This window comes from Ornithinimicrobium sp. (assembly GCF_030537745.1).
Classification (GTDB): Bacteria; Actinomycetota; Actinomycetes; order Actinomycetales; family Dermatophilaceae; genus Ornithinicoccus.
The window spans coordinates 23,433-49,366 of sequence record NZ_JAUNVI010000002.1; the positions used below are offsets into that span (position 1 = coordinate 23,433).

The following is a 25,934-nucleotide window of genomic DNA, read 5'->3' on the forward strand; positions in this document are numbered from 1 at the left end:
GGTCGGGTGGGTGGGCGCGCTGTCGGCTCAGCTGCGGGCTGAGTCCGACAGCGTGACGTAGACGTCGTCGCCGGTGATCGTCACGGTGTGGACCGCGACGGGAACGGTGGCGGGCAGGGTCTTGGGCTGGCCGGTCCGCATGTTGAATACAGACCCATGCAGCCAGCACTCGATGAGCTCACCGTCCAACTCGCCCTCGGCGAGGCTGACATTGGCGTGGGTGCAGGTGTCGTCAAAGGCGTGGATCTCGCCAGCCGAATCCCGGGCGATCGTGACCTTCCGCCCCTCGATCTCCGCCACGACGGCCCCCACGGAGGGGAGCTCGTCGAGCTGGCAGACCAGCACGGCGCCGGCGCCGGGAGCGAGGCTCCCGGCGGTGTCCGGCTCGGCCACGCTGTCGTCGATCTCTGCAGCACTACTCATGCGGCCGACGTGCCCATCGTCAGGGTCAGCTCGTCGTCGATCGCTTCCATGAGTGCTTCCTGCACCTCGGGCACACCGATCTTGGCGATGATGTCGGCGAAGAAGCCCCGCACGACCAGACGCCGCGCATTCTTCTCGTCCATGCCGCGCGACATCAGGTAGAAGAGCTGCTCGTCGTCGAAGCGACCCGTGGAGCTCGCGTGTCCCGCGCCCTTGATCTCGCCGGTCTCGATCTCCAGGTTGGGGACGGAGTCGGCGCGGGCGCCGTCGGTGAGGATCAGGTTGCGGTTCAGCTCGTAGGTCTCGATGTCCGAGGCCTCCTTGCGGATGAGCACGTCACCGACCCAGACCGTGTGCGCCGTATCGCCCTGCAGCGCACCCTTGTAGGTCACCAGCGAGGTCGAGTTGGGCACATTGTGGTCGACGAACGAGCGGTGCTCCAGGTGCTGCCCGGCGTCCGCGAAGTAGACGCCCAGCAGGGTGGCCTCTCCGCCGGAGCTGTCGTAGCTGACGTTGGAGTTCATCCGCACGATGCCGCCACCGAGGGTGATGGCGATGTGCTTGTAGGTAGCGTCCCGGCCCACCTTGGCCTCGTGCTGGCCCAGGTGGATCGCGTCGTTCTCCCACTGCTGCAAGGTGACGACCGTCAGGTGCGCACCGTCTCCGACGATGGCCTCGAGGTTGCCGGTGTGGTCGCTGGAACCGGTGTGGTTCACGATGACCATCCCGCGGCTGTTGGCGCCAGCCTGCAGGACGTAGTGCGCGTTGCTGCGCCGTCCCGCTCCATTGCCGTGCACATTGAGGCGCACCGGCTCAGCCAGCTCGGCGTTCGCGGCGATGCTCAGGTGCAGCGCGTCGCCGGTCTGCTCGCTCGCGACCGCGGCTCCCCGGTCCTCGGGGATCAATGCGGTGCCGCGCGGCGCCTGGCCGGGAGCCAGGGTGGCGATGCTCACGCCAGCCTGGTCGGCGTGCTGCACGTCGTAGTCCACGGCGACGTCCCCGTCGCGGTCGTCCGACGGCTCGTTTGACAGGACGTTGCCGAGCCGGTCGACCGGCGTGAAACGCCATTCTTCCTCGCGGCCGGTAGGCACCGGGAAGTCAGCGACCGCGAACGATCGTGGTCGGGACGCACGGGAAGAGTCTGGGACGAGCCCCCTTCCGTACTGCGACTGTGGATCCTGGTGATCCACGGACTTCTCGACGGTCTGGTCCAAGAGAAGCGACATCAGCCGACGGCTCCTTCCATTTGCAGCTCGATGAGGCGGTTGAGCTCGAGGGCGTACTCCATGGGCAGCTCTCGGGCGATGGGCTCGACGAACCCACGCACGATCGTGGCCATGGCCTCGGTCTCGGTCATGCCTCGGGACATGAGGTAGAACATCTGGTCCGCGTTGACCTTGGAGACCGTGGCCTCGTGGCCCATCTGCACGTCGTCCTCACGGACGTCGACATACGGGTAGGTGTCAGAGCGGGAGATCTGGTCGACCAGCAAGGCGTCGCACACGACGCTGGACTTGCTGTGGTGGGCGCCCTCGAGCACCTGCACCAGGCCGCGGTAGGAGGAACGTCCACCGCCGCGGGCCACCGACTTGGACACGATGGTCGAGGAGGTATACGGCGCGGCGTGCACCATCTTCGAGCCGGCGTCCTGGTGCTGTCCCTCGCCCGCGAAGGCGACGGAGAGCGTCTCTCCCTTGGAGTGCTCGCCCAGGAGGAAGACGGCCGGGTACTTCATCGTGACCTTGGAGCCGATGTTGCCGTCGATCCACTCCATGGTCGCGCCCTCGGCACAGGTCGCACGCTTGGTGACCAGGTTGTAGACGTTGTTGGACCAGTTCTGGATGGTCGTGTAGCGGACGCGGGCGTCCTTCTTGATGATGATCTCGACGACGGCGCTGTGCAGGCTGTCCGTGCTGTAGACCGGAGCCGTGCAACCCTCGACGTAGTGCACGTCGGAGCCTTCCTCGGCGATGATCAGGGTCCGCTCGAACTGGCCCATGTTCTCGGTGTTGATCCGGAAGTAGGCCTGCAGCGGGATCTCGACCTTGACACCCTTGGGGATGTAGACGAACGATCCGCCCGACCAGACCGCAGAGTTGAGCGCCGCGAACTTGTTGTCACCGGTGGGGATGACCGAGCCGAAGTACTCCTTGAAGAGGTCCTCGTGCTCGCGCAGGCCCGTGTCGGTGTCGACGAAGATGACGCCCTGCTCGGTGAGGTCGTCGCGTATTTGCCGGTAGACGACCTCGGACTCGTACTGCGCGGTGACGCCGCCGACGAGCCGCGCCTTCTCGGCCTCTGGGATGCCTAGACGGTCGTAGGTGTTGCGGATGTCCTCGGGCAGGTCGTCCCAGCTAGTGGCCTGCTTCTCGGTCGACTTGACGAAGTACTTGATGTTGTCGAAGTCGAGTCCGGACAGGTCGGCGCCCCAGTGCGGCATCGGCTTCTTGTCGAACAGGCGCAGCGCCTTCAGACGCAGGTCGAGCATCCACTGCGGCTCGTCCTTGCGTGAGGAGATGTCGCGGACGACGTCCTCGCTCAGGCCGCGCCGGGCGGAGACTCCGGCGTCAGTGGCGTCGGACCATCCATATTCGTAGTTGCCCAGGCCTTGAATCCCTGGGTTTAGCTCTTCGATCCTCGTGCTCATCGCTCTAGCCTCTCGTCGTCGGCGGTGTGATCGGTTCGGGGTATGACGTAGGGCCGGGCTCGCGCCCGTTCCTCGTCCGTGGGTGGACCGGTCCCGAGGGTCCCGGTCGGGATGAAGGTAGTGCATACGTGCTCGCCGCCAGCCAAGGTGGCCAGCCGCTGGACGTGCACGCCGAGGATGCGGGAGAACGCATCAGTCTCTGCGTCACAGAAGTGTCTGAACTCGGTCGCGACCGATCGGACCGGGCAATGTCCCTGGCACAGCTGGATGCCTGCCAGCCCGGTGCCCTGCCCTACTGGTCGAGCCGTCGCGGCGAAACCTTCCAGCGACAGTGCCCCCGCCAGTGCCTGGGCGCGGGCGTCGAGATCTTCGGGGTCTGCCCCGGCGGTCGCCAGCCGCTTCTCGACATCGGCCAGGAGCCGCTCCTCGAGCGCGGCGATCTGCAGCTCGGCGAAGTCCTCGACGGCTCCCTCCCCCGCTTGGTCGGCCAGGAAGTGCAGAGCCGCGGTGGCCACCCCGTCGTAGGTCGAGCGGAACTCATCCTGCCCAAGATCGGTCAGGATGAAGGATCGCGCCGGACGCCCCCGACCACGCTTGAGGCCTTGCACACCCTCGTGCTCGACGATCAAGGCGGCTTCCTCAAGGGCGTCCAGGTGACGCCGCACAGCCGCCGCCGTCAGGCCAAGCTCCCGCGCCAGCGCGCTGGCACTGACCGGCCCCTGCTCCCCCACGGCGAGGCGAACGCGGTCCCGTGTCCGGGACTCGGAGCGCACCTCTACCAAATTCACCATCCCATTGTGACGTATTTCCCTGGGAGGTTCAAAGGTAGGTGTGCCTCACCTGTCCTCCCGTCGTCGATCTCGCCACCGATGCGTTCAGGCCGGCGCGAACCACGCGCAAGCGGCGGGGGGCCCGGGAGCTCACTGCCCGGCGCTCTAGACTGCCTGCTCGTGACTCCCTCCCACCTGCTGGTCATGGCCGACGTCACCCGTCGGTTCGGCACGACGCAGGCGTTGCGCGGCCTGTCCTGGAGCGCGCGGGCCGGAGAAGTGACGTGCATCCTCGGACCTAACGGCGCCGGAAAAACGACGGCCGTGGAGATCGCGTCCGGGTTGCAGCGGGCCGACGCGGGCACGGTCTCGGTCCTCGGCGCCGACCCGTGGCGCTCATCAGCCGCGCATCGAGCACGAGTGGGCGTGATGCTGCAGGACGGCGGACTGCCGCAGTCCGTCCGGCCCGTCCGGCTGCTGGTCCACCTGTCCAGCTTCTGGGAATGTCCCGCCGACGTGGACACGCTCGTCCAACGCCTAGGCATCGACGCGTTCGCAGGCACCTCGATCCGCCGTCTCTCCGGGGGGCAGCGGCAGCGGGTGGCCCTGGCAGCCGCGCTGATCGGCCGCCCGGACGTCGCTTTCCTGGACGAGCCGACGGCGGGCCTCGACCCCCACGCCCGTCGCGAGGTGCACGCGATCATCCGCGAGACGGCAACGGCCGGCACTGCGACGGTGGTGACCACCCACTCTTTCGATGAGGCCGAGCGCCTCGCGGACCGGATCGTCATCATTGTGGCCGGTCAGGTCGTCGCCGACGGCACCCCGGAGCACGTAGCCGGGGCAGACGGACTGGAGAGCACCTACTTCGCACTCACCGACGGAGCACGCCGATGAACGAACCACCAGTCGATCCCGCTGCCCCGGACCTGACCTCCACCCACCAGCCCGTGCCGGCGGCGTCGACGACCCGGGTCAGGGTCCTGGCGCAGGCGAGGTTCGAAGCGGCTGGCCTGCTCGCCCACGGGGAGCAGCTCCTAGTGTCGATGGTGCTGCCGCTCCTGGCCCTGATCGGACTCGCCTACGCACCCTTCCCGGAGCTGGCGGTCGGGCCATGGGCTGACGCCAGACGGATCGACGTGCTCGTTCCTGGCGTCCTGGCCCTGGCCGTGATGTCCACCGCTTTCACGGGGCAGGCGATCCTGCTCGGCTTCGAGCGACGCTGGGGCGTCCTTCGTCTGCTCGGCACCACGCCCCTCGGGCGTGACGGTCTCCTCGCTGCCAAGGCCCTGTCGGTGCTCGTGGTCCTCGCCGTCCAGCTGGTGGTGATCGGCGCGGTCGGCCTCGTGCTGGGATGGCACCCCTCGCTCCTCGGCCTGCTCCCGGCCCTGGCTGTCCTGATCATCGGCGCTGCAGTCTTCGCGCTGCTGGCAGCCTGCCTCGGCGGCACCCTGCGGGCCGAGGCGGTCCTGGCGCTGTCCAACCTGGTGTGGGTCCTGCTCGCGGCTGGTGGTGGCGTGCTCGTCCCGGCAGCCAGTTTCCCGGCCGGGATGTCCACCGTGGCTAGCCTCCTGCCTTCGGCTGCCCTCGGGGACGCCTTGCGTGACGCTCTCGTGCACGGCACCTTGGCCTGGGGCCCGATGATGGTGCTGCTGGTGTGGGGTCTCGCCGCGGCAGCGGTGGCGCGGCGCTTCCTGCGCTGGTCCGACTGAGGTCCGGCCTGAGCCGGGCCTCCGGGAAGGTCGCACGCACCCGAAACGTCGATGAGCCCCCTGCTATAACAGTGGGCTCATGCATGTTTCCGGGGGTCGAACGTCATACCTGATGCTGGTCCCGCCCGTGGACGCGATGCCGTCGATCAGGCTGCGGGCAGGTCGGCCGAGACCGCAAACGCCTTGTCGATCAGAGCTGCCAGGACCGCCACGATGACGGCAGCACCGACCAGGTGGACGGTGACTGCCAGGACCGGGAGCCCGTTGAAGAACTGGTAGTAGCCGATGAGGCCCTGGACGATCAGGACCACGCCGAGCATGCCCAGGAGCCGCCTCAGGGTGGAGGGCCAGCGATCCTTGACGGCGAGCACGAGTCCACCCACGGTGCATCCGAGCAGAAGATAGGCAGGTGCGGTGTGCAGGCGGGTGACCCAGTAGGGGTCGAACGCGTGCCGAGCCACGTCACCGGCGTCTCCCCCGTGTGGCCCGGTGCCAGTCACGAGCGTCCCGACGTAAACGACCAGGAAGCCCAGCACCCCCATGGCCAGCACCAGAGTGCGAAGGGACCGGCGCGCTCCCCCGGTCACCTGTCCTCGACGCTCCGCCTGCGCGACGCTGGGGAGGGAGAGTCGGCGGGCGCGGCATACCAGGAAGATCGCCAGCGCGATCATGACGGAGGAGAGCACGAAGTGCACACCCACCACCCAGGGATTGAGGCCGGTGCGGACGGTCACGCCACCCACCACGGCCTGGACGACCACGCCGATCCCCAGGGCGAAGGTCAACCAGAAGAGGTCCGCGTGCGCTCGGCGCATCCGGACCACGGCCAGGAACGCCAGGATCGCGACGAGCGCGACCAGGAAGGTCAGGGTCCGGTTGCCGAACTCAATGAGGCCGTGAATCCCCAGCTGCGCTGTCGGGGTCCAGGAGTCGGGCGTGCACTGCGGCCAGGTGGAGCAGCCCAGGCCGGAGCCCGTGAGTCGGACCAATCCGCCGGTCAGGACCAGGAGCGCATTGGCCGCGACCGACCCCCACGCCATGGCCCGGACCCAGCCGTCCGGCTCGGCGCGCAGCAGCGAGCGCGAGGGAGCGCCTAGGCCGTCCTGCGGCGCAGGGGCGTGGGAGGTGGTGTCCAGGGTCATCGCGGTCCGTCCTTCCTCACAGCGGGAAGTGCAGAAGCGGATCCACGGCGACGCCGAGGAAGAGCAGGGTCAGATAGCTGATGGAGTAGTGGAACAAGCGCATCGCTCCGAGCGCGGAGCCGGTGAGCCCGGCCCGGGCCCGACCAAGCAGCCGATGAGACTCGACCACGAAGAGTGCACCGGAGACGACCGCAGTCACCAGGTAGATCCAACCCATCGGCGCGACCGGCACCAGGACCAGGGAGACAAGCACCGTCGCCCATGCATACAGCACGATCTGCCGGCCCACTGCGACGTCGGTAGCGACGACGGGCAGCATCGGCACGTGCGCGGCCGCGTAGTCCTCCTTGAAACGCATCGACAACGGCCAGTAGTGGGGCGGTGTCCAGAAGAAGACGACTAGGAAGAGGATCACCGCGGCCCACGACACGGAGCCGGTCACGGCCGACCATCCGATCAGCACGGGCATGCATCCAGCGACACCACCCCAGACGATGTTCTGACTGGTCCGACGCTTGAGGAGCATCGTGTAGAGGACGACGTAGAGCAGGATCGCGCCGAGCCCGAGCGCCGCTGAGACCCAGTTGACCAGCAGCCCGAGCCACAGCACGGACGCTATCCCCAGGGTGATGCCGAAGGTCATCGCCGCCAGTGGCGTGACCGTCCCGCGCACGAGAGGCCGGTTGGAGGTGCGGTGCATGTGCGCGTCGATGTCGCGGTCGACGTAGCAGTTGAGCACATTGGCGGACGCGGCGGCCAGGGTGCCGCCGATCAGGGTCGCGATGATCAGCCAGACCGGGGGGATCCCACGTTCGGCCAGGAACATCACGGGAAAAGTCGTGACGAGCAGCAACTCGATGATCCGGGGCTTGGTCAAGGAGATGTAGTCCCCGACGACATCCCGCCAGCCGCGAGCCGCACCTGGCCCATCGGTCTCAGAGGTGCCGTCGGTCTGGCGCGCGGAACGCGGGTCGAGCGTGGTCACGGTGTCCTTAGGTCTACCGGTGGGATCAGGTGGGGGCGGCTCGCAGCAAGGCCCCGACGTTTCACCTGTGATGGTACTCCGTGCGGCGGTCGGACCAGACACCCGCGTGAGGTCACAGGTAAGGTCGAAGCATGCCGTTCCGCCCCACCTCGGTCGGCCGAACAGGTCCACATCCTGCACGCGTCAAGGAGTCTTCGTGAGCGAAACCACCTCGCCCTACACATCCACCCGGGACGACAGCCTCGCCCGCCCGGTCGCTTCTGAGATCGGGTGGACCGACGCGGACGTGCGCGCGGTCGACACGGCACGCGTCCTCGCCGCTGACGCCGTCCAGAAGGTCGGCAACGGTCACCCGGGCACCGCGATGAGCCTGGCTCCGCTCGCTTATCTGCTCTACCAAAACATCATGCGCCACGACCCTACGGACCCGCACTGGCTGGGACGGGACCGCTTCGTGCTGTCCTGCGGGCATTCGAGCCTGACCCAGTACGTCCAGCTCTACCTGTCCGGCTACGGGCTGCAGATGGACGACCTGAAGGCGCTGCGCACCTGGGGTAGCCAGACCCCAGGCCATCCGGAGGTGCACCACACCACCGGGGTGGAGATCACCACCGGTCCCCTGGGCTCCGGTATGGCGAGCGCCGTCGGCATGGCGATGGCGCAGCGTCGTCAGCGCGGACTCTTCGACGCGCAGGCCCAGGCGGGTAAGTCACCCTTCGACCACCACATCTGGGTCATCGCCTCTGACGGTGACCTCATGGAGGGCGTGACCTCAGAGGCCAGCTCACTGGCCGGGCATCAGGAGCTCGGCAACCTGACGGTCGTCTACGACCAGAACAAGATCTCCATCGAGGACGACACCGACATCTCCTTCAGCGAGGACGTGGGCAAGCGCTACGAGGCCTACGGCTGGAAGGTGGTAACCATCGACTGGCGCAGCACGGAGCCCTACACCGAGGACGTCGACTCCTTGGCTGCCGCGCTGCAGGCCTCCCGCACGAGCGACCGTCCCACTCTGGTCATCCTGCGCACGATCATCGCGTGGCCCGCCCCGACCAAACGCGACACCGGAGCCGCCCACGGCTCGGCGCTGGGCGACGACGAAGTCGCGGCGACCAAGAAGCTGCTCGGCTTCGAGGCCGACGTCAGCTTCCCGGTGGAACCAGAGGTCCTGGCCCACGCCCGGAGGGTCATCGAACGCGGCCAGGCTGCGCACGCCGAGTGGGACTCGACCTACCAGGCCTGGCGGTCAGAGAACGCGGATGGCGCGGCACTGCTCGACCGGCTGCTGGCCCAGGAGCTCCCCGAGGACTTGGACGAGGCGATCCCCGTCTTCCCGGCCGACGAGAAGGGCCTGGCCACCCGCGCGGCCTCCGGCGACATCCTGTCCGCGTTGGCACCGGTGCTGCCCGAGCTGTGGGGCGGGTCGGCCGACTTGGCCGGTTCCAACAACACCACGATGAAGGGTGCGGTCAGCTTCGTCCCGTCGACGTGGTCCACCCAGATGTTCCCGGGCGACCCCTACGGCCGCACGCTGCACTTCGGCATCCGCGAGAACGCGATGGGGATGATTCTCAGCGGCATGGCACTGGAGGGTCTGAACCGCCCTTACGGGGGCACCTTCCTGGTGTTCTCCGACTACATGCGTCCGGCCGTCCGGCTCGCCGCCCTGCAGCAGCTGCCGGTCATCTACGTCTGGACCCACGACAGCATCGGCCTGGGTGAGGACGGACCGACCCACCAGCCGATCGAGCACCTAGCCTCGCTGCGTGCGATCCCGGGTCTAGACGTCATCCGCCCCGCGGACGCCAACGAGACCGCGGTTGCCTGGCGCACCATCCTGGGTATCCACGACCGACCGACCGCACTGGCCCTGACCCGTCAAAACGTCCCGACCTTCGATCGTTCCGTCATGGGCGCGGCGGAGGGGACCGCCCGCGGCGGCTACGTGCTGGCTGAGGCCGAGGGAGGCGAGGCCGAGGTGATCCTGATCGGCACCGGCTCCGAGGTGGCGTTGGCCGTCGAGGCCCGTGAACGACTCCAGGGCGAGGGCATCCCCACCCGCGTGGTGTCGTTGCCGTGCCGCGAGTGGTTCGAGGCCCAGGACCAGGACTACCGCGATGACGTGCTGCCGCCCGCGGTGCGCGCGCGGGTCTCCGTGGAGGCCGGGATCGCCCTGGGCTGGCGAGAGCTGGTCGGTGATGCGGGCCGGATCATCAGCATCGACCACTTCGGCGCCTCCGCCGACTACCAGACCCTCTTCCGAGAGTTCGGGATCACTGCCGACGCCGTCGTGGCCGCCGCGCAGGACTCGCTGAAGGCTGCCTCCGGCGCCGCCAACGGCAGCACCCCTGGCCACTCCACACCCCCCGAGCCCTCCGGCGGACAGAACCCTCTGGGTGATGCCGGCGAGGGCACCACCTCCACCGACCAGTCCCAGAAGTGAGTGATGTGACGATGATCGATTCCCCCAGCACCAGGACCACGCTGCACGACCTTGCCGACCTCGGCGTCTCCGTCTGGCTCGACGACCTCAACCGTCCGATGATCACCAGCGGCGACCTCGCGCGCTATATCGACCGCGGCGTCCGTGGCATGACCACCAACCCCACGATCTTTGCCAACGCGCTCTCCGAAGGAAACGCCTACGACGAGCAGCTCTCCACGCTCACCGGCCAGAACGCCGACGAGGCCGTCTTCACCCTGACCACCGAAGACGTCCGCAGCGCCTGCGACATCTTCGCCCCGCTCTTTGCCGACAGCGACGGCGTCGACGGTCGGGTCTCGATCGAGGTCGAGCCCTCTCTCGCCGCCGACACCGCCGGCTCGGTCGCGATGGGCAAGCGGCTGTGGGCCGCAGTCGACCGCCCCAACCTGTTCATCAAGGTGCCCGCCACCCTCGAAGGTCTGCCCGCCATCAGCCAGCTGCTCGCCGAGGGGATCAGCGTCAACGTCACCTTGATCTTCGCTCTCGACCGCTACCGCGGCGTGATGAACGCCTTCCTGACCGGACTGGAGCAGGCCCGGGAGAAGGGTCTGGACCTGTCCACGATCCACTCGGTGGCCAGCTTCTTCGTCTCCCGCGTCGACACCGAAGTGGACGCACGCCTGGAAAAGATCGGCTCCCCCGAGGCGCTGGGACTGCGGGGCAAGGCAGGGGTCGCCAACGCCCAACTGGCCTATCAGGCGTTCGAAGAGGTCTTCGGCACACCGCGCTGGCAGAACCTCGCCGATGACGGAGCCCACGTGCAACGACCGCTCTGGGCCTCCACGGGCGTGAAGAACCCGGACTACCCCGACACTCTCTACGTCACCGAGCTGGTCGCGCCGCACACCGTCAACACCATGCCGGACAAGACGATGGAGGCAACCATCGACCACGCCGAGCTGCGGGGCGACACTGTGACCGGCTCCTACGCGGAGGCGCAGCAGGTGCTCGACGACCTTGAGCGGGTCGGGGTTTCCTACAACGACGTCGTGGAACTGCTGGAGACCGAAGGTGTGGAGAAGTTCGACAAGTCCTGGTCAGAGCTGCTCGAGCAGGTGCAGGGCCAGCTGGCCAAGACCGAGGGCGCAACCGACGCGAGCACCGCGGACGACGGCCCAGCCGGTGACGCATGAGCAGCGTCATCGTCCAAGCCGTCGGCGCGGCTGCGGACGCCGTGGTGCGACACCTCCCCACCCTCGTGGAGGAGCAGGTGGCCTCCCGCCTGTTTGCCCAGGACTCGACGCTGTGGGGACCGCAGGCCGAGGCGGAAGCCTCGGTCCGGCTCTCCTGGGTCGGTCTTCCGCGGACCTCCCGGCCGCTGCTGGGCGAGATCGCCGCGCTACGCGAGCAGTTGCGCGAGCGTGGAGTGACCCGCATCGTGCTGTGCGGCATGGGGGGCTCGTCGCTGGCTCCTGAGGTGATCTGCGCCACTGCCGGGGTCCCCCTCGTGATCCTGGACAGCTCGGACGCCGACATGGTCCGGGACGCGCTGGCCGGGGACCTCTCCTCCACGGCCGTCGTCGTCTCCTCCAAGTCCGGGTCCACCCTGGAGACCGACTCTCAGCGTCGGGTCTTCGTCCACGCCTTCAGCCAGGCCGGGATCGACCCCACCGAACGCGTCGTCATCGTGACCGATCCCGGCAGCCCTCTCGACAAGCAGTCCCGTGCCGACGGCTACCGGGTCGTCAACGCCGACCCGGACGTGGGCGGACGTTACTCCGCGCTCACCGCCTTCGGGCTGGTGCCCTCCGGGCTGGCCGGGGCTGACATCGAGGCCCTGCTCGACGAGGCCGAGATGGTCAGCGACCTGCTGGCCGAGGACGACGAGGCCAACCCGGCGCTGCGGCTCGGCGCCGCCATCGCGGGCACCGAGCCGCTCCGCGACAAACTGCTGTTCACCGACGCCGGCTCGGGCATCGTCGGTCTCGCGGACTGGGCCGAGCAGCTGATCGCCGAGTCCACGGGCAAGCAGGGCACCGGTGTCTTGCCGGTGGTCGTGCCGCAGGGCGTCTCTGCCACCGTCGGCATCACCGACCCCGCGGACTGCACGGTCGTCGTGCTCGCTGCCGACGACGACGACGATGACGATGAGGATGACGACCACCATGAGGTCCCCGACCTCGCGGCCGCGACCGAGGCTGGCTCCCAGGTGTCCGTCGCCGGCAGCCTCGGGGCACAGCTCCTGCTCTGGGAGGCGGCCACCGCCGTCGCGGGGCGCATCCTGGGCATCAACCCGTTCGACCAACCTGATGTCGAGAGCGCCAAGGACGCAGCCCGCGAGATCATGGATGCCGGCGGCGGCGCGGCGAGCGACGCTGCTGCCGTCGACGGCGCGGTCGAGATCCGCGCGGTCGGTGGTGACTGGCTCCCAGCCGGGACCAGCACGGTCTCTGGTGCCCTCGACGCGCTGCTGTCCCAACTCGACCCGAAGCGCGGCTATCTGGCCGTGATGGTCTATCTCGACCGACTCGAGCACGCCGAGTTGGCGCAGGTCCAGGCAGATCTGGTGCAGCGTGCCGGCCGCCCGGTGACCTTCGGCTGGGGTCCACGGTTCCTCCACTCGACGGGTCAATACCACAAGGGCGGCCCCGCGCAGGGCGTCTACCTGCAGGTCACCGCCGCCCCGAAGCAGGACCTCACCGTCCCCGGCAAGGACTTCACCTTCGGGGAGTTCATTGCCGCCCAGGCCGCCGGGGACGCCTCCGTCCTCGCTGACCATGGCCGGCCAGTGCTGCGGCTGCACCTCACCGATCAGACCCGTGGCCTCGAGCAACTGCGAGAGGTCCTCAGCCCGTGACGAAGCTAGCTCCGGTCACGGTCGAGCACAACCCGCTGCGGGACCCGGACGACAAGCGGCTGCCGCGCATCGCCGGGCCGTGCAGCATGGTGATGTTCGGCGTCACAGGCGACCTTGCCCGCAAGAAACTCATGCCGGCCATCTACGACCTGGCCAACCGCGGTCTGCTGCCGCCAGGCTTCTCCCTCGTCGGTTTTGCCCGGCGGCAGTGGGCCGACGAAGACTTCGCCAAGGTGGTCCACGACTCCGTCCGAGCGCACGCGAGGACAGAGTTTCGGGAGGAGGTATGGCGATCCCTCGCGGAAGGCTTCCGTTTCGTCCCCGGCACCTTCGACGACCCGGACGCCTTCGAGCTGTTGTCCAAGACGGTGCACCGGCTTGACGAAGAGCGCGGGACCGGGGGCAACCACGCTTTCTACCTCTCCATCCCGCCGGACTGGTTTGCGCCCGTGTGCCACCAGCTCAAGGAGTCGGGTCTGTCCGACGCGCAACCGGGCACCTGGCGGCGGGTGGTCATCGAGAAGCCGTTCGGGCATGACCTGGCCAGCGCCGTGGAGCTCAACAAGATCGTCGAGGAGGTCTTCCCGCCGGACTCGGTCTTCCGCATCGACCACTACCTCGGCAAGGAGACCGTCCAGAACATCCTGGCGTTGCGCTTCGCCAACCAGATGTTCGAGCCGATCTGGAACAGTCACTATGTAGACCACGTGCAGATCACGATGGCCGAGGACATCGGCATCGGGGGTCGCGCCGGCTACTACGACGAGGTCGGGGCGGCGCGAGACGTCATCCAGAACCACCTCCTCCAGCTCCTCGCGCTCACCGCGATGGAGGCACCCGTCGCCTTCACCGCCGAGGCGGTGCGGAGCGAGAAGGAAAAGATCCTGATGTCGGTCAAGCTCCCCGAGGACCTTGAGGAGGGGACCTGCCGAGGGCAGTACACCGCCGGCTGGCAGGGCGATGCGCTGGTGAGCGGCTACCTCGAGGAGGAGGGTGTCGACCCGGGCTCCACCACAGAGACGTATGCCGCGATGAGACTCGCCGTGCACACCCGGCGATGGGCGGGTGTGCCCTTCTACCTGCGCACCGGCAAGCGGCTCGGCAAGCGGGTGACCGAGATCGCTATCGTCCTGAAGCGGGCGCCGCACCTGCCGTTCACTGACACCGCGACCGAAGAGCTGGGCCAGAACGCAGTCGTCATCCGGGTCCAGCCTGACGAGGGCGTGACCATGCGCTTCGGGTCCAAGGTGCCCGGCAGCCAGATGGAGGTGCGTGACGTCACGATGGACTTCGGCTACGGCGCCTCCTTCACCGAGTCCAGTCCGGAGGCCTACGAGCGGCTCATCCTCGACGTACTGCTCGGCGAGCCCCCGCTGTTCCCGCGGCACCAGGAAGTCGAGTCGTCCTGGCGGATCCTCGACCCGATCATCCAGCACTGGGCGGCCAGCCCGGTCCCGCCGCACCCGTATCCCGCGGGCACGTGGGGGCCGGACGCGGCCGACGAGTTGATGCGGCGCGATGGCCGCGAGTGGAGACTCCCATGATCCAAGACCTGCCCAGCACCTCGACGCGCGCCGTCACCAAGGAACTGCTGCGGTTGCGCAACGACGTGGGGGCCATGGCAATGGGCCGCGTCCTCACCCTGCTGGTCGCGGTGGGCGAGGACGACGCGGACCAGGCGATCGCCGCTGCCAACGAAGCCACCCGTCAGCACCCCGCGCGGATCCTGGTGCTCGTCTCGGCCAACAGCCGGGGCAAAGGACGGTTGGACGCCCAGATCCGGATCGGCGGCGATGCGGGGGCGAGCGAGATCGTGGTGCTTCGGCTCTTCGGTGAGCTCAGTGGGCAGCCTGCTGCAGTGGTCACCCCGCTGCTCCTGCCTGACTCACCGATCGTGACCTGGTGGCCGGCGGACGCCCCCAGCGATGTCGGCAGCTCGCCACTGGGCCAGATGTCACACCGCCGCATCACCGATGCTGCTGCTGCGCCGAAACGGGGTGCTGCGTTGCGTCGTCGCGGGAAGAACTACCTGGATGGCGACACCGACCTGGCCTGGACCCGGGTGACGCGGTGGCGCGCGCTGCTCGCGGCCGCCCTCGAGGGAGCACCCTACGAAGAGGTCGAGGAGGTGCACGTCACGGCCGAGGCAGATGAACCCAGCGCCGACCTCCTCGCAGGCTGGCTCGCCGCTTCCCTGGGGGCGCGGGTCACCCGGGTCCGCAGTGCGCCGGGCAGTGGGCTAGTCAGCGTCCGGTTGGACCGCGCCTCGGGGCCGATCGACCTGGTGCGCACCGACGGCGGCGGCGACACCGCGACCCTGAGCCGTCCCGACACCCTGCCCAGGCTGGTGGCGCTCCATACCCTCACCCTGGCGGACGTTCTCGCCGAGGAGCTCCGGCGGCTGGATGCCGACGAGGTCTACGCCCGGGCGCTCTGCGTGGGACTCCCGCTGGTGCGTAAGGGAGCCTCGAGGTCCGAGGCGGTCCGCGACGGGAAAGTCCCCGACGGACCCGCCGACGTCGACATCGCCGACCGGGACCGCTTCTCCTCCTCCGAGTTTGAAGGGGCACCGCCCTCGGACCAGACCGACACCGACGAGCTGCGAGAGCTGGTCGACGCCGAGCTCGCCGCTGCCAGGAAGGCCGACCTGCGGGTCTACCCCGACGCGAAAGCGGTCTCCCAGGCGGTCGTCGACGAGCTCCTGCCCCGGGTGCAGGACGTGGTCAGGGCTCGCGGCATCTGCCACGTCGTGCTGACCGGCGGCTCTATGGGGACAGCCGTGATGGCTGCGCTGGGCAGCCGTGCCAGGGCCGGCGAGCTGGACCGCTCGGCGTGGAGAAAAGTGCATCTGTGGTGGGGTGACGAGCGTTTTGTCCCCGCCGGCGACCCGGACCGCACGGACGGCCAGGCCGACGAGGTCGGCCTGAGTGATCTCCCGGTGCTCAAGAAGAATGTGCACCGAGTGGCGTACGCCCGCGGCGAGGACCCGGCCCGGCTGGCAACGGCTGCTGCCGACTACGCGACGGAGTTGGCAGCAGCGGCGGCCAATGAGGAGGCGGAGCGGCCCGCGGATGCCCCCGCTGTCCCGGCCTTCGACGTCCTCATGCTCGGCGTCGGTCCCGACGCCCACGTGGCCTCATTGTTTCCCGGCCGCCGCGAGCTCTCCCTCACCTCCACGACGACCGCGCCGGTCGAAAACTCGCCCAAGCCGCCACCGTTGCGGGTGACCATGACGCTGCCGGCCCTGAATTTCGCCCGCGCGGTGTGGTTCGTGGTCGCGGGAGACGATAAGGCGGAGGCGGTGCGCCGGGCCCTCGCGACTCGCGACGACCATCAGGTCCCTGCGTCCTGCGTGCGCGGGCGGTCGGAGACGATCTGGTGGACCGACGAGGCAGCCGGGGGCCGCTGAGGCAACTCAGACTCGATCGAGGCGGGGCGCTCTGCTGCGAGGCTGTGGCGAGCCGGTCGTGCAGTCCGTCAGGACCCCTGCGCGCCTCGGCCCACCCCACGGGCCCGCATGGTGGCGATCGCCTCATCGAGCAGCGCGGCGCCGTCGGTGTCGCTGCGACGCTCCTTGACGTAGGCCAGGTGGGTCTTGTAGGGCTCGGTCTGGACCCGGGCCGGTGGGTTTTCTTTGTCCTGGCCGGCCGGCAAACCACAGGAAGAGCAGTCCCAGACCTGCGGGATCTCCACCTCGTTGTGACCGGAGAAACTCGGGCGCGTCTCGTGGCCGTTCCCGCACCAGAAACTGACGAAGACCCGCGGCGCGGACTCGCCGCGTTCGCTCTCCCCCATCGGACCTGAGCCCACGCGCCTGCCCTTGATCGCGTTGTTGCCAGCCATCGATGCCTCCTGTGTGCGCGTGCGGCCAGACCGGTTCGCGCGTGCCACAGCGCGGGTCACCTCGTGGGGTGAGCCTAAACCGCGCTGCCTCTGCGCGTGGCAGGTGGTGGGGCGTGTCCCCACAGGCACTCTCAGCTGAAGCGGGTCAGGACACCCAGGCCGACGACGACAGCGGCCCAGATGAGCGCGATGGCGATGGTGATGCGGCTGAGGTTCTTCTCGGCCACCGAGGAGCCGCCCAGGCTGCTGCTCATGCCACCACCGAACATGTCGGACATGCCGCCGCCGCGGCCCTTGTGCATCAGGATAAGGAGCACCAGGAAGCAACTGGTCAGGACCAGCAGCGTATTGAGGAACCAGCGCACATACTCCACGCGGGGCACACCTTCGTCGTTGGGGAAGATTGGCGGCGTCATTCAGGGAACTGCGCCGTCCGACAGCCTAACTCAGGGGGTGGTCATCGACCCAAGCAACGTGCGCACACCGCGTCCTTGGGGGGTCGCCGAGGGACCGTTGCTCAGCTCTAACCGCCGTGGTGGTGCTGGTAGCGGCAGATCGAGGCGAAGTCTTCCGCCGAGAGCGAGGCTCCGCCCACGAGAGCGCCGTCGACATCTTCCTGCGCCATGATCTCGGCCACGTTCGAGGGCTTGACCGATCCGCCGTAGAGCACCCGCACCGCAGCTGCGACGTCCGCAGCGTAGGTCTGGGCGATGGCACTGCGGATGGCCGCGCAGACCTCCTGCGCATCGGCAGGAGTGGCGACCTCGCCGGTGCCGATCGCCCAGATGGGCTCGTAGGCGACCGCGACCTTGACCATCTGCTCGGCCTCCAGGCCCTGCAGCGCCGCCTTCAGCTGGGCCACGACGTGCGGGACCTGCTCGCCACGCGCCCTGACCTCGAGCGGCTCACCCACGCAAAGGATCGGGGTCAGACCGTGCCGCAGCGAGATCAGCAACTTGGCGGCGACCAGCTCGTCGGTCTCCTGGTGGTACTCCCGCCGCTCGCTGTGCCCGACGAGGACATAGGTGCATCCCAGCTTGGCCAGGAAGGCGGCCGGAATCTCGCCGGTGTAGGCGCCCTCCTCGTGGCGGGACACGTCCTGGGCGCCGTACTCGAGTCGCATGTTGTCGCCCTGGACCAGTGTCTGGACCGTGCGGAGGTCGGTGAAGGGCGGCAGCACCACCACCTCGACCGACCCGTAGTCATGCTTGCCGTCCTTGAGCGTCCAGTCCAGCTTCTGCACGAGGTGCGTGGCCTGGAGGTGGTCCAGGTTCATCTTCCAGTTGCCCGCCATGAGCGGGATCCGTGTCGTCACGATCAATCCTCCAGTACGGCAAGTCCGGGCAGTTCTTTACCCTCGAGATACTCCAGGCTCGCCCCACCACCGGTGGAGATGTGCCCGAAGTCAGAATCGGCATAACCGAAGTCACGCACAGCGGCAGCACTGTCTCCTCCGCCGACGACCGTCATCGCCCCGTCTGCGGTGCGTGCGACCAGGGCCGCCGCGACCGCCTTGGTCCCGGAGGCGAAGGGCTCCATCTCAAAGGCACCCATCGGGCCGTTCCAGAAGATGGTCTGCGCGTCGGCGAGCTTGTCGACGAACAGCTTCTCCGACTCTGGGCCGATGTCCAGGCCCATCTGGTCAGCGGGTATGGAGTCCGCGGGCACCACCTCGTGGGCGGCCTCCGCGGAGAAGGAGTCCGCGACGACGATGTCGGTCGGCAGGACGATCTCCACGCCTTGCTCCTGCGCGCTCGCGAGGTAGCCCCTCACGGTCTCGACCTGGTCCTCTTCCAGCAAACTCTTGCCCACCTCGTGGCCCTGAGCAGCCAAGAACGTGAAGACCATTCCGCCACCGATCAGTAGCCGGTCAGCCACGGTGATCAGCGACTCGATCACACCCAGCTTGTCGCTGATCTTGGCGCCACCGAGGATCACGACGTAGGGCCGCTCGGGATCTTCCCGCAGCCGGCGCATCACGTCCACCTCGGAGGCGACCAGACCCCCGGCAGCGTGCGGGAGCAGCCGAGCCACGTCATACACCGATGCTTGCGCACGGTGCACGACGCCGAACCCGTCGGAGACGAAGGCGTCCGCGAGACTCGCGAGTTGACCTGCGAACTCCGCCCGGTCCTCATCGGACTTTGCGGTCTCCCCCGGGTTGAAGCGGAGGTTCTCCAGGACCAGGACATCGCCGTCGGCCATGCCGGAGATGGCGGCGGCCGCTTTCGGTCCGACGGTCTCCTCCACGAAGATCACCGCACGTCCGAGCAACTCGCCCAGGCGCGCGGCCACTGGCGCCAGAGAGTACTTTGGCTCCGGCGTGCCCTTCGGCCGGCCGAGGTGGGCGCACACGACGGTGCGTGCCCCCGCCTCGGCCAGCGCGACGATCGTCGGGACGGACGCGCGGATCCGGCCGTCATCAGTGATTGTCGCGCCGTCCAGCGGCACGTTGAGGTCGCTGCGGACCAGGACGGTCTTGCCGGCCAGGCCTCCGAGCTCGTCGGCGAGCTGCTGGATGGTGCGCACGGCTCTAGAGGCTCGCGCCGACGAGAGCGGTGAGGTCGACGAGACGGTTGGAGTAACCCCACTCGTTGTCGTACCAGCCGACCACCTTGACCTGGTCACCGATCACCTTGGTCAGTCCTGCATCAAAGATGCAGGAGTGTGGGTCGGTCTCGATGTCCTTGGACACGATCGGGTCCTCCGTGTAGTAGAGGATCCCCTTCAACTCACCCTCGGCGGCCTTCTTCATGGCGGCGTTGACCTCCTCCACGGTGACCTCGCGGCCAGCCTGGAAAGTGAGGTCCGTGGCCGAGCCGGTCGGGACCGGGACGCGGAAGGCGAACCCGTCGAACTTGCCCTTGAGCTCGGGCAGCACCAGTGCCACCGCCTGGGCGGCACCGGTCTTGGTCGGCACGATGTTGATCGCGGCGGCGCGGGCGCGACGCAGGTCCTGGTGCGGACCGTCCTGGAGGTTCTGGTCGGCGGTGTAGGCGTGAATTGTCGTCATCAGGCCCTTGACGATGGTGAACTCGTCGTTGAGGACCTTGGCCATCGGCGCCAGGCAGTTGGTGGTGCAGGACGCGTTGGAGATGATGGTGTGCGCCGCCGGGTCGTAGTCCTGATGGTTGACACCCATGACGACGGTGATGTCTTCGTTCTTGGCCGGGGCCGAGATAATGACCTTCTTCGCACCAGCATCGAGGTGGGCCTTGGCCTTGGTCGCGTCAGTGAAGATGCCGGTGGACTCGATGATGATGTCGGCCCCCAGCTCACCCCACGGCAGTGCCGAGGGGTCGCGCTCCGCGAAGGCTTTGAACGTCTTGCCGTTGACCGTGATGTCCTCGTCCGTGGAGGTCACTTCGCCGTCCAGGCGGCCCAGGATGGAGTCGTACTTGAGCAGGTGGGCCAGCGTGGCGTTATCGGTGAGGTCGTTGACCCCCACGATCTCGATGTCAGCGCCAGAGGCGATGACGGCGCGCATGAAGTTGCGCCCGATCCGCCCGAAGCCGTTGATACCTACGCGTACGGTCATGTGACAACCTTCCCTGGGGTAATTCCCGACGCACCCTTTGCGCGCCGAGACGTCGTCCTAGTCCAAATCTACCGTCACGCACGTCGGCGGCTACCCTCGGGTTCAGCAACGGTCGATGTCCGTCATGGCGGGCCGTGCGGGCCTGCTCAGTCCTCGAACATTTCGGGGGTGAGGTGCGCCTCCGTGCCTTCGACCCCGAGCTCATCGGCCCGCTTGTCGGCCATTGCCAGCAGCCGACGGATCCGTCCGGCGACCGCGTCCTTGGTCATCGGCGGATCAGCCAGCGTCCCGAGCTCCTCCAGACTGGACTGCTTGTGCTCGAGACGGAGCCGACCGGCGACCCGCAAGTGGTCCGGCACGTCCTCACCCAGGATCTCCAAGGCCCGCTCCACCCGTGCTCCCGCGGCTACCGCGGCCCGCGCAGAGCGTCGCAGGTTGGCGTCGTCGAAGTTGGCGAGGCGGTTGGCGGTGGCCCGCACCTCACGGCGCATCCGGCGCTCCTCCCAGGCCAGGACCGCGTCGTGGGCGCCGAGCCGGGTCAGCATCGCACCAATTGCGTCACCGTCGCGCAGGACCACCCGATCGACGCCGCGGACCTCGCGCGCCTTCGCCTGGATGCCTAGCCGGCGGGCGGCACCGACCAGCGCCAAGGCGGCCTCGGGACCCGGGCAGGTGACCTCGAGGGCTGAGGATCGGCCCGGTTCGGTGATGGAGCCGTGCGCGAGGAAGGCTCCGCGCCACGCGGCCTCGGCGTCACAGACCGCGGCACCCACGACGCGCGGCGGCAACCCCCGCACGGGGCGTCCTCGCCCGTCGATCAACCCGGTCTGCCGCGCCAGCGACTCCCCGTCGCCCGTGGCCCGAACGATGTAGCGGGTGGTCTTACGCAAACCGCCGGGGCTCATGACGACGACCTCGCTGGAGGTGCCGTAGACGTCGGCGATGAAGGCGCGCAGGCGCCGGGCGCTCTGGGCGGTGTCAAGCTCAGCCTCGATCACGATCCGCCCCCCGACGATGTGCAGACCGCCAGCGAAGCGCAGCATGGTCGATCCCTCTGCCTTGCGGCAGCACGTCTTGGTGACCGGCAGCCTGGCCAGCTCGTCCTTCACCCTGGCGGTCATCGCCACAGCGCTCATCCTCCTGGAAGACTTCTTGACAGGTCGCCCCGTCATCGCGTTCGGCAGGCCACTGCGAGTGTCCTGGGTTGCCGGGGCCGGTGTGGATCCGGCACCCGTCGAGTGGACGGGCGCCGGTCCGGGCCGCGCGCCGGTCACAGTCCCACCGTCAGCACATCGCGGTAGGCCGCGGCCAGTCGCAGCGTGTCGTGCGCTCCGGGGGTAGCCATCTTACGGACGCCGGAGAGCACGAGCGTGGCCCCCACCCCATCCACAGCGGCGTCCAGCGCGGCCCGCTCCTCGTCGGAACGGAGCACGTCCGGGTCCGCGATCACGTAGTCGAACGCCAGCCCGGGGGCGTGCGCGGTGATCGCCTCGACGTGCTCGGCCACGGTGTAACCGGTGGCTTCGTCGTCGGTGAGGCTGACGTTGAGCGTCAGCACTCGCAGGGCCGGCGTGTTGGTCAGAGCTTCACGCAGGTCAGGGACCAGCAGGTGCGGCATCACTGAGGTGAACCACGATCCTGGACCCAGCACCACCATGTCAGCGAGCTTGATCGACTCAAGCGCCTCCGGGCAGGCAGGCGGCGCGTCTGGGAGCAACCGGATCGAGACGACCTTGCCCGGATGGCCGGCCACCTGCGACTGCCCCCGGATGGTCTCCTCCCGGACTGTGCCATCCAGGTCCTGGGTCTGCATGATGGCTTCGATGCTGAGGGGGACCAGGGACATCGGCAGCACCCGTCCACGGGTGTTGAGCAGGCGACCGACCAGGTCCAGCCCGCGCACCTCCTGCTGGGGCAGCAGGTCCCACAGTGCGCTGATCAGCAAGTTGCCGAGAGCATGCCCCGCGAGCTCACCGGTGCCGCCAAAGCGGTGCTGCAGGACAGCCGACCACTGATTGCCCCACGCTGTGTCTTCGCACAACGCAGCTAGGGCCATACGCAGGTCGCCGGGGGGCAGGATATCGAACTGCTCGCGCAGGCGTCCGCTCGATCCGCCGTCATCGGCGACGGTGACGACGGCCGTGATGTCATCGCTGCTGTGCCGCAGCGCTTGCAGAGATGCAGAGAGCCCATGGCCTCCTCCCAGAGCGACGATCCGGGGACGCTTCATTCGCGCCCCAGATCCCTGTGGAAGGCCGTCAGTTGGGCGCCCAGGTCGGTGATGTCGGACAGCCGCCGGGCCAGTTCCTCGGCAGCGGCCACCGAGCGATGCTTCCCGCCCGTACAGCCGAGCGCCACCGTGAAATAGCGGCGTCCTTCAAGGAGGTAACCCTGCACCGCGACCCTGATCAGCTGCTCCGCGTGGGCCAGATAGTCCACTGCCAGTTGCTGCCCCAGGACGAAGTCACGCACCGCGGCGTCCTTGCCGGTGTAGGGCCGCAGCTCCGGGTCCCAGTAGGGGTTGGGCAAGAAGCGGAGGTCGAGCACGACGTCCGCGTCCAAGGGGATGCCGTATTTGAAACCAAAGGACATCAGCGCCAGACGAAGGCGGACGGCGTCGTCCGCGCTGAGCAGCGAGTCGATCTTGGCGGTCAACTGATGCACGTTGTAATTGCTGGTGTCCACGATGACGTCCGCGTCGGAGTGCAGTTGCGCCAACATCCGGCGCTCCCGACGGATACCGTCCAGGAGCAGGCCCTCCCCCTGCAGCGGGTGCGGTCGGCGCACCGCGTCGAAGCGTCGCACCAGCGCTTCATCGGACGCGTCCACGAACACGACTCGCGGACGCCAGCCGGACGTGGTCAACAACTTCAGGGCGCGGGCGAGCTCGACGGTGAAGTCTCGGCTGCGCACGTCCACGATGGCCGCCACCTTTTGACGCTTCGGGTCGTCCTCTGTCACTTTCATCAGACTGGGGATCATGGTGGGAGGCAGATTGTCCACGACATACCACCCGCGGTCTTCCAGCACGTCACCTGCAGTCGTCCGTCCGGCGCCCGACATCCCGGTCAGGATGACGACCTCGTTGCGCCCTGGCGGCGGGTCGTGCACGGGTGTCCCCTCCCTCGGTGCTTGGCCGGGCTCCGTGCTCCGGAGGGTCATCGCCGGCTCCATCCTGTCGTCGGTTCGGTCGCGAAGTTATCGAGGGTCAGTCGAAAACCTCTCCTGTGCTCAGGTTAACCGCCGAAGGCTGCACGGTGCCCTGAAGCCTGGCGAGGACCGCTGCCGCGACTGCCGCTCCGACACCAGGAACCTCCACCAGCTCCTCGAGCTCGGCGCGACGAAGGCGTTTGACCGACCCGAAGCGCGCCAAAAGTGCCTGCCGTCGCGCCGGCCCGAGCCCGGGGATCCCGTCCAGCTCGCTGACGGTCATCGACTTGGATCGCCGCTGGCGGTGGAAGGTATTGGCGAAGCGGTGCGCCTCATCGCGGACACGTTGCAGCAGGTAGAGGCCCTCGCTCGTCCGCGGCAGGACGATGGGGAACTCCTGGCCCGGCACCCAGACCTCTTCCAGCCGCTTGGCTAGCCCGATCACCGTGACGTCATTGACTCCAACGTCGGTGAGGGCCGCCTGCGCGGCGTTGACCTGTGGCAGACCGCCATCGACGACGACCAAGTTGGGTGGGTAACGGAACTTGGTGTGCCTGACCTCATCGGTGGGGGCGGCCCCATCAAGGTCCGCCGCAGGGCTGGAGACGGAGTCGTCGGAGGGCGACGGTGCCTGGACGAGGTGCCGGAAGCGGCGGGTCAGCACTTCATGCATCGCCGCCGTGTCGTCACCGGTCCCCTCCCGGACGATGAACCGGCGGTACTCGGACTTACGTGGCAGGCCGTCCTCGAAGACGACCATGGAGCCCACGACATCCGTCCCCTGGACGTGGCTAATGTCGAAGGACTCGATCCGCAACGGTGCGTCCTCTAGGTCCAACTGGTCCTGCAGCTCCTGCAGCGCCTGTGAGCGCAGCGTCAGGTCCCCCGACCGCGCCACTTTGTGTCGCGCCAAGGCTTGTTGGGCGTTGCGGGCGACCGTCTGCATCAGGGTCCTTTTGTCCCCGCGCTGCGGGACGCGGACCTTGACGTTGGAGCCGCGCAGCTGGGAAAGCCAGTCCTGCAGATCGGCGACTTCCGTAGGGAGCACGGGGACCAGCACCTCCCGCGGGACGTTCTCCCCGCGTTCGCCACCGTAGACCTGCTGGAGCAGGTGCTCGACGATGGAGTCCAGGCTCTCGGCGCCCTTCTCGCTCACCCAGCCCCGCTGGCCCCGGATGCGCCCACCGCGCACGTGGAACACCTGGACCGCGACCTCCAGCTCGTCGTCAGCCAGGGCGAAGACGTCGGCATCGGTGGGGTCCGGGAGCACCACTGCAGACCTCTCGAGCGCGCGACGCAGCGCCGCGATGTCATCGCGCATCCTGGCCGCCGTCTCGAAATCAAGCCCGGCGGACGCCTGGCGCATCCGCTCCTCAAGTCGCTTGACGAAGCGTTGTGTGTCGCCGGCCATGAAGTCGCAGAAGTCTTCGGCAATCTCGCGGTGTTCCTCGACGGTGACCCTGCCGACACACGGGGCCGAGCACTTGTCGATGTAGCCGAGCAGGCACGGACGACCAGCCTGCTCTGCGCGGCGGAAGACCCCCTTGGAACAGGTCCGCAGGGGGAAGACCGGCAGCAACGTGTCGAGGGTCTCGCGGATCGCCCAGGCGTGCGTGTAGGGACCGAAGTAGCGAGTGCCGGGGCGCTTGGCTCCGCGCATCACCTGGGCGCGAGGGAAGTCCTCCCCCAGCGTGACCGCCAGATAGGGGTAGGACTTGTCGTCGCGGTACTTGACGTTGAACCGCGGGTCGAACTCCTTGATCCAGGAGTACTCCAGCTGGAGCGCCTCGACCTCGTTGCGCACCACCGTCCACTCGACGCTCGCGCCGGTAGTGACCATCTGTCGAGTGCGGGGATGCAGCGATGCTGGATCCTGGAAGTAGCTCGACAGCCGAGAACGCAACGACCGGGCCTTGCCCACGTAGATGACGCGCCCGTGCTGGTCGCGGAACCGGTAGACCCCCGGCTCGGTCGGGATCTCCCCCGGTCCAGGGCGATAGCTGGAGGGGTCAGCCACCGATCACGATCTCCTCGCCCTCCACGGTGGACGGCTTCACGGTCAGGCCGCGGGGAGCGGGCCCCGCGATCAGGCCGCCGGTGGCGGCGTCAAAGATGCTTCCGTGGCACGGGCACACCAGCTGGCCGTCCTTGACCGTGGACACCGCGCAGCCCTGGTGGGGGCAGGTCGAGTCGAACACGATGAAGGTCGCGTCGGCAGGGTGGCTCACGATGAGCTTGTGCTCGCTGTCGTAGCTGGTCTTGCCGACCGCCACCGCCGAGGTAGGGATCCGGAGCGTCCCGTCGGGCGCGGTCGTGGCGGCCGGTGCGGAGTCTGCAGCGCCGCAGGACGCGAGGAGAGGGCCCGCGACAAGAATCAGACCACCGGCTTGGAGAAGGTGACGGCGGCAGCAGGTGACGGGCTGGTCCATGGCAAACTCC

General features: G+C 68.3%; 23 protein-coding genes. 7 read left to right on the forward strand and 16 right to left on the reverse strand.

What is annotated here, in order from left to right:
* Nucleotides 1-27: 27 nt before the first annotated feature.
* From Q4P07_RS00760 to Q4P07_RS00775, 4 genes are read right to left on the reverse strand one after another with little or no spacing between them, the layout of a single operon-like run.
* The gene (locus Q4P07_RS00760) at nt 28-423 is read right to left on the reverse strand and encodes a non-heme iron oxygenase ferredoxin subunit (RefSeq protein ID WP_303372976.1); all 396 of its coding nucleotides are present in this window, start codon (nt 421-423) and stop codon (nt 28-30) included.
* The gene (gene sufD, locus Q4P07_RS00765) at nt 420-1,649 is read right to left on the reverse strand and encodes a Fe-S cluster assembly protein SufD (RefSeq protein WP_303372977.1); all 1,230 of its coding nucleotides are present in this window, start codon (nt 1,647-1,649) and stop codon (nt 420-422) included. Before sufD ends, Q4P07_RS00760 begins: the two co-directional genes overlap by 4 nt.
* A complete protein-coding gene (gene sufB, locus Q4P07_RS00770; RefSeq protein WP_303372978.1) occupies nt 1,649-3,070 on the reverse strand; it encodes a Fe-S cluster assembly protein SufB in 1,422 nt (473 codons plus the stop codon). The genes sufD and sufB overlap by 1 nt, the downstream gene beginning before the upstream one ends.
* Nucleotides 3,067-3,858 (reverse strand): metalloregulator ArsR/SmtB family transcription factor, encoded by a 792-nt coding sequence (locus Q4P07_RS00775; RefSeq protein ID WP_303372979.1) that lies wholly within the window; start codon nt 3,856-3,858, stop codon nt 3,067-3,069. Before Q4P07_RS00775 ends, sufB begins: the two co-directional genes overlap by 4 nt.
* Nucleotides 3,859-4,044: 186 nt before the next feature.
* Between Q4P07_RS00775 and Q4P07_RS00780 the strand changes: the two genes are divergently transcribed.
* Complete coding sequence (locus Q4P07_RS00780) at nt 4,045-4,737, forward strand: ABC transporter ATP-binding protein (RefSeq protein WP_303373031.1); 693 nt, start codon at nt 4,045-4,047, stop codon at nt 4,735-4,737.
* Nucleotides 4,734-5,552, forward strand: a complete 819-nt coding sequence (locus tag Q4P07_RS00785; RefSeq protein ID WP_303372980.1) for an ABC transporter permease — start codon at nt 4,734-4,736, stop codon at nt 5,550-5,552. Before Q4P07_RS00780 ends, Q4P07_RS00785 begins: the two co-directional genes overlap by 4 nt.
* A 146-nt stretch (nt 5,553-5,698) precedes the next feature.
* Here the strand turns inward: Q4P07_RS00785 and Q4P07_RS00790 are convergent, their stop codons facing one another.
* Together Q4P07_RS00790 and Q4P07_RS00795 are read right to left on the reverse strand one after the other, a co-directional pair.
* On the reverse strand, nt 5,699-6,694 hold the full coding sequence (locus Q4P07_RS00790; RefSeq protein ID WP_303372981.1) for a heme A synthase: 996 nt from the start codon (nt 6,692-6,694) through the stop codon (nt 5,699-5,701).
* A gap of 16 nt (nt 6,695-6,710) precedes the next feature.
* On the reverse strand, nt 6,711-7,679 hold the full coding sequence (locus Q4P07_RS00795; protein WP_303372982.1) for a heme o synthase: 969 nt from the start codon (nt 7,677-7,679) through the stop codon (nt 6,711-6,713).
* A 196-nt stretch (nt 7,680-7,875) separates the two neighbouring features.
* On the opposite strand from Q4P07_RS00795, the gene tkt reads away from it, so the two are divergent.
* From tkt to pgl, 5 genes are read left to right on the forward strand one after another with little or no spacing between them, the layout of a single operon-like run.
* Complete coding sequence (tkt, locus tag Q4P07_RS00800) at nt 7,876-10,125, forward strand: transketolase (protein ID WP_303372983.1); 2,250 nt, start codon at nt 7,876-7,878, stop codon at nt 10,123-10,125.
* Nucleotides 10,126-10,136: 11 nt separating this feature from the next.
* Nucleotides 10,137-11,300, forward strand: a complete 1,164-nt coding sequence (gene tal, locus Q4P07_RS00805) for a transaldolase (RefSeq protein ID WP_303372984.1) — start codon at nt 10,137-10,139, stop codon at nt 11,298-11,300.
* Nucleotides 11,297-12,964, forward strand: coding sequence for a glucose-6-phosphate isomerase (locus tag Q4P07_RS00810; protein ID WP_303372985.1), 1,668 nt, complete (start codon nt 11,297-11,299; stop codon nt 12,962-12,964). Before tal ends, Q4P07_RS00810 begins: the two co-directional genes overlap by 4 nt.
* Complete coding sequence (gene zwf, locus Q4P07_RS00815) at nt 12,961-14,508, forward strand: glucose-6-phosphate dehydrogenase (RefSeq protein WP_303372986.1); 1,548 nt, start codon at nt 12,961-12,963, stop codon at nt 14,506-14,508. Before Q4P07_RS00810 ends, zwf begins: the two co-directional genes overlap by 4 nt.
* Complete coding sequence (gene pgl / locus Q4P07_RS00820; protein WP_303372987.1) at nt 14,505-16,373, forward strand: 6-phosphogluconolactonase; 1,869 nt, start codon at nt 14,505-14,507, stop codon at nt 16,371-16,373. The genes zwf and pgl overlap by 4 nt, the downstream gene beginning before the upstream one ends.
* A 68-nt stretch (nt 16,374-16,441) precedes the next feature.
* Here pgl and Q4P07_RS00825 read toward each other — a convergent pair whose 3' ends face one another.
* The 10 genes from Q4P07_RS00825 to Q4P07_RS00870 all read right to left on the reverse strand — a co-directional run bounded on the left by Q4P07_RS00825 (nt 16,442) and on the right by Q4P07_RS00870 (nt 25,924).
* Nucleotides 16,442-16,807 carry an RNA polymerase-binding protein RbpA gene (locus Q4P07_RS00825; RefSeq protein WP_303372988.1) on the reverse strand — a complete coding sequence of 122 codons (366 nt, stop codon included), beginning with the start codon at nt 16,805-16,807 and terminating at the stop codon, nt 16,442-16,444.
* Nucleotides 16,808-16,938: 131 nt separating this feature from the next.
* Entirely contained in the window at nt 16,939-17,181 is a 243-nt protein-coding gene (gene secG, locus Q4P07_RS00830) for a preprotein translocase subunit SecG (protein WP_303373032.1), read from the reverse strand.
* A 149-nt stretch (nt 17,182-17,330) separates the two neighbouring features.
* Nucleotides 17,331-18,122 (reverse strand): triose-phosphate isomerase, encoded by a 792-nt coding sequence (gene tpiA, locus Q4P07_RS00835; RefSeq protein WP_303372989.1) that lies wholly within the window; start codon nt 18,120-18,122, stop codon nt 17,331-17,333.
* Nucleotides 18,123-18,124: 2 nt separating this feature from the next.
* Nucleotides 18,125-19,336 (reverse strand): phosphoglycerate kinase, encoded by a 1,212-nt coding sequence (pgk, locus tag Q4P07_RS00840; protein ID WP_303372990.1) that lies wholly within the window; start codon nt 19,334-19,336, stop codon nt 18,125-18,127.
* A 4-nt stretch (nt 19,337-19,340) separates the two neighbouring features.
* Nucleotides 19,341-20,345, reverse strand: a complete 1,005-nt coding sequence (gene gap / locus Q4P07_RS00845) for a type I glyceraldehyde-3-phosphate dehydrogenase (protein WP_303372991.1) — start codon at nt 20,343-20,345, stop codon at nt 19,341-19,343.
* A gap of 146 nt (nt 20,346-20,491) precedes the next feature.
* Nucleotides 20,492-21,472, reverse strand: a complete 981-nt coding sequence (gene whiA / locus Q4P07_RS00850) for a DNA-binding protein WhiA (RefSeq protein ID WP_303373033.1) — start codon at nt 21,470-21,472, stop codon at nt 20,492-20,494.
* Between the two features lie 143 nt (nt 21,473-21,615).
* Nucleotides 21,616-22,575: a uridine diphosphate-N-acetylglucosamine-binding protein YvcK gene (gene yvcK / locus Q4P07_RS00855; RefSeq protein WP_303372992.1), complete on the reverse strand. Its 960-nt coding sequence runs from the start codon at nt 22,573-22,575 to the stop codon at nt 21,616-21,618.
* Entirely contained in the window at nt 22,572-23,507 is a 936-nt protein-coding gene (gene rapZ, locus Q4P07_RS00860; RefSeq protein ID WP_303372993.1) for an RNase adapter RapZ, read from the reverse strand. Before rapZ ends, yvcK begins: the two co-directional genes overlap by 4 nt.
* 46 nt (nt 23,508-23,553) lie before the next feature.
* A complete protein-coding gene (uvrC, locus tag Q4P07_RS00865) occupies nt 23,554-25,512 on the reverse strand; it encodes an excinuclease ABC subunit UvrC (RefSeq protein WP_303372994.1) in 1,959 nt (652 codons plus the stop codon).
* Nucleotides 25,505-25,924 (reverse strand): Rieske (2Fe-2S) protein, encoded by a 420-nt coding sequence (locus Q4P07_RS00870; RefSeq protein WP_303372995.1) that lies wholly within the window; start codon nt 25,922-25,924, stop codon nt 25,505-25,507. The genes uvrC and Q4P07_RS00870 overlap by 8 nt, the downstream gene beginning before the upstream one ends.
* Nucleotides 25,925-25,934 lie beyond the last annotated feature (10 nt).

Bases quoted from the DNA above. Each gene is read 5' to 3' on its own strand.
- Q4P07_RS00780 (WP_303373031.1), top strand. From the start codon at position 4,045: ATGGCCGACGTCACCCGTCGGTTCGGCACGACGCAGGCGTTGCGCGGC.
- rapZ (WP_303372993.1), bottom strand. From the start codon at position 23,507: ATGACCCTCCGGAGCACGGAGCCCGGCCAAGCACCGAGGGAGGGGACA.
- Q4P07_RS00785 (WP_303372980.1), top strand. From the start codon at position 4,734: ATGAACGAACCACCAGTCGATCCCGCTGCCCCGGACCTGACCTCCACC.
- yvcK (WP_303372992.1), bottom strand. From the start codon at position 22,575: ATGAAGCGTCCCCGGATCGTCGCTCTGGGAGGAGGCCATGGGCTCTCT.
- Q4P07_RS00760 (WP_303372976.1), bottom strand. From the start codon at position 423: ATGAGTAGTGCTGCAGAGATCGACGACAGCGTGGCCGAGCCGGACACC.
- Q4P07_RS00810 (WP_303372985.1), top strand. From the start codon at position 11,297: ATGAGCAGCGTCATCGTCCAAGCCGTCGGCGCGGCTGCGGACGCCGTG.
- Q4P07_RS00790 (WP_303372981.1), bottom strand. From the start codon at position 6,694: ATGACCCTGGACACCACCTCCCACGCCCCTGCGCCGCAGGACGGCCTA.
- Q4P07_RS00870 (WP_303372995.1), bottom strand. From the start codon at position 25,924: ATGGACCAGCCCGTCACCTGCTGCCGCCGTCACCTTCTCCAAGCCGGT.
- sufD (WP_303372977.1), bottom strand. From the start codon at position 1,649: ATGTCGCTTCTCTTGGACCAGACCGTCGAGAAGTCCGTGGATCACCAG.
- pgl (WP_303372987.1), top strand. From the start codon at position 14,505: ATGATCCAAGACCTGCCCAGCACCTCGACGCGCGCCGTCACCAAGGAA.
- sufB (WP_303372978.1), bottom strand. From the start codon at position 3,070: ATGAGCACGAGGATCGAAGAGCTAAACCCAGGGATTCAAGGCCTGGGC.
- gap (WP_303372991.1), bottom strand. From the start codon at position 20,345: ATGACCGTACGCGTAGGTATCAACGGCTTCGGGCGGATCGGGCGCAAC.
- Q4P07_RS00825 (WP_303372988.1), bottom strand. From the start codon at position 16,807: ATGGCTGGCAACAACGCGATCAAGGGCAGGCGCGTGGGCTCAGGTCCG.
- tal (WP_303372984.1), top strand. From the start codon at position 10,137: ATGATCGATTCCCCCAGCACCAGGACCACGCTGCACGACCTTGCCGAC.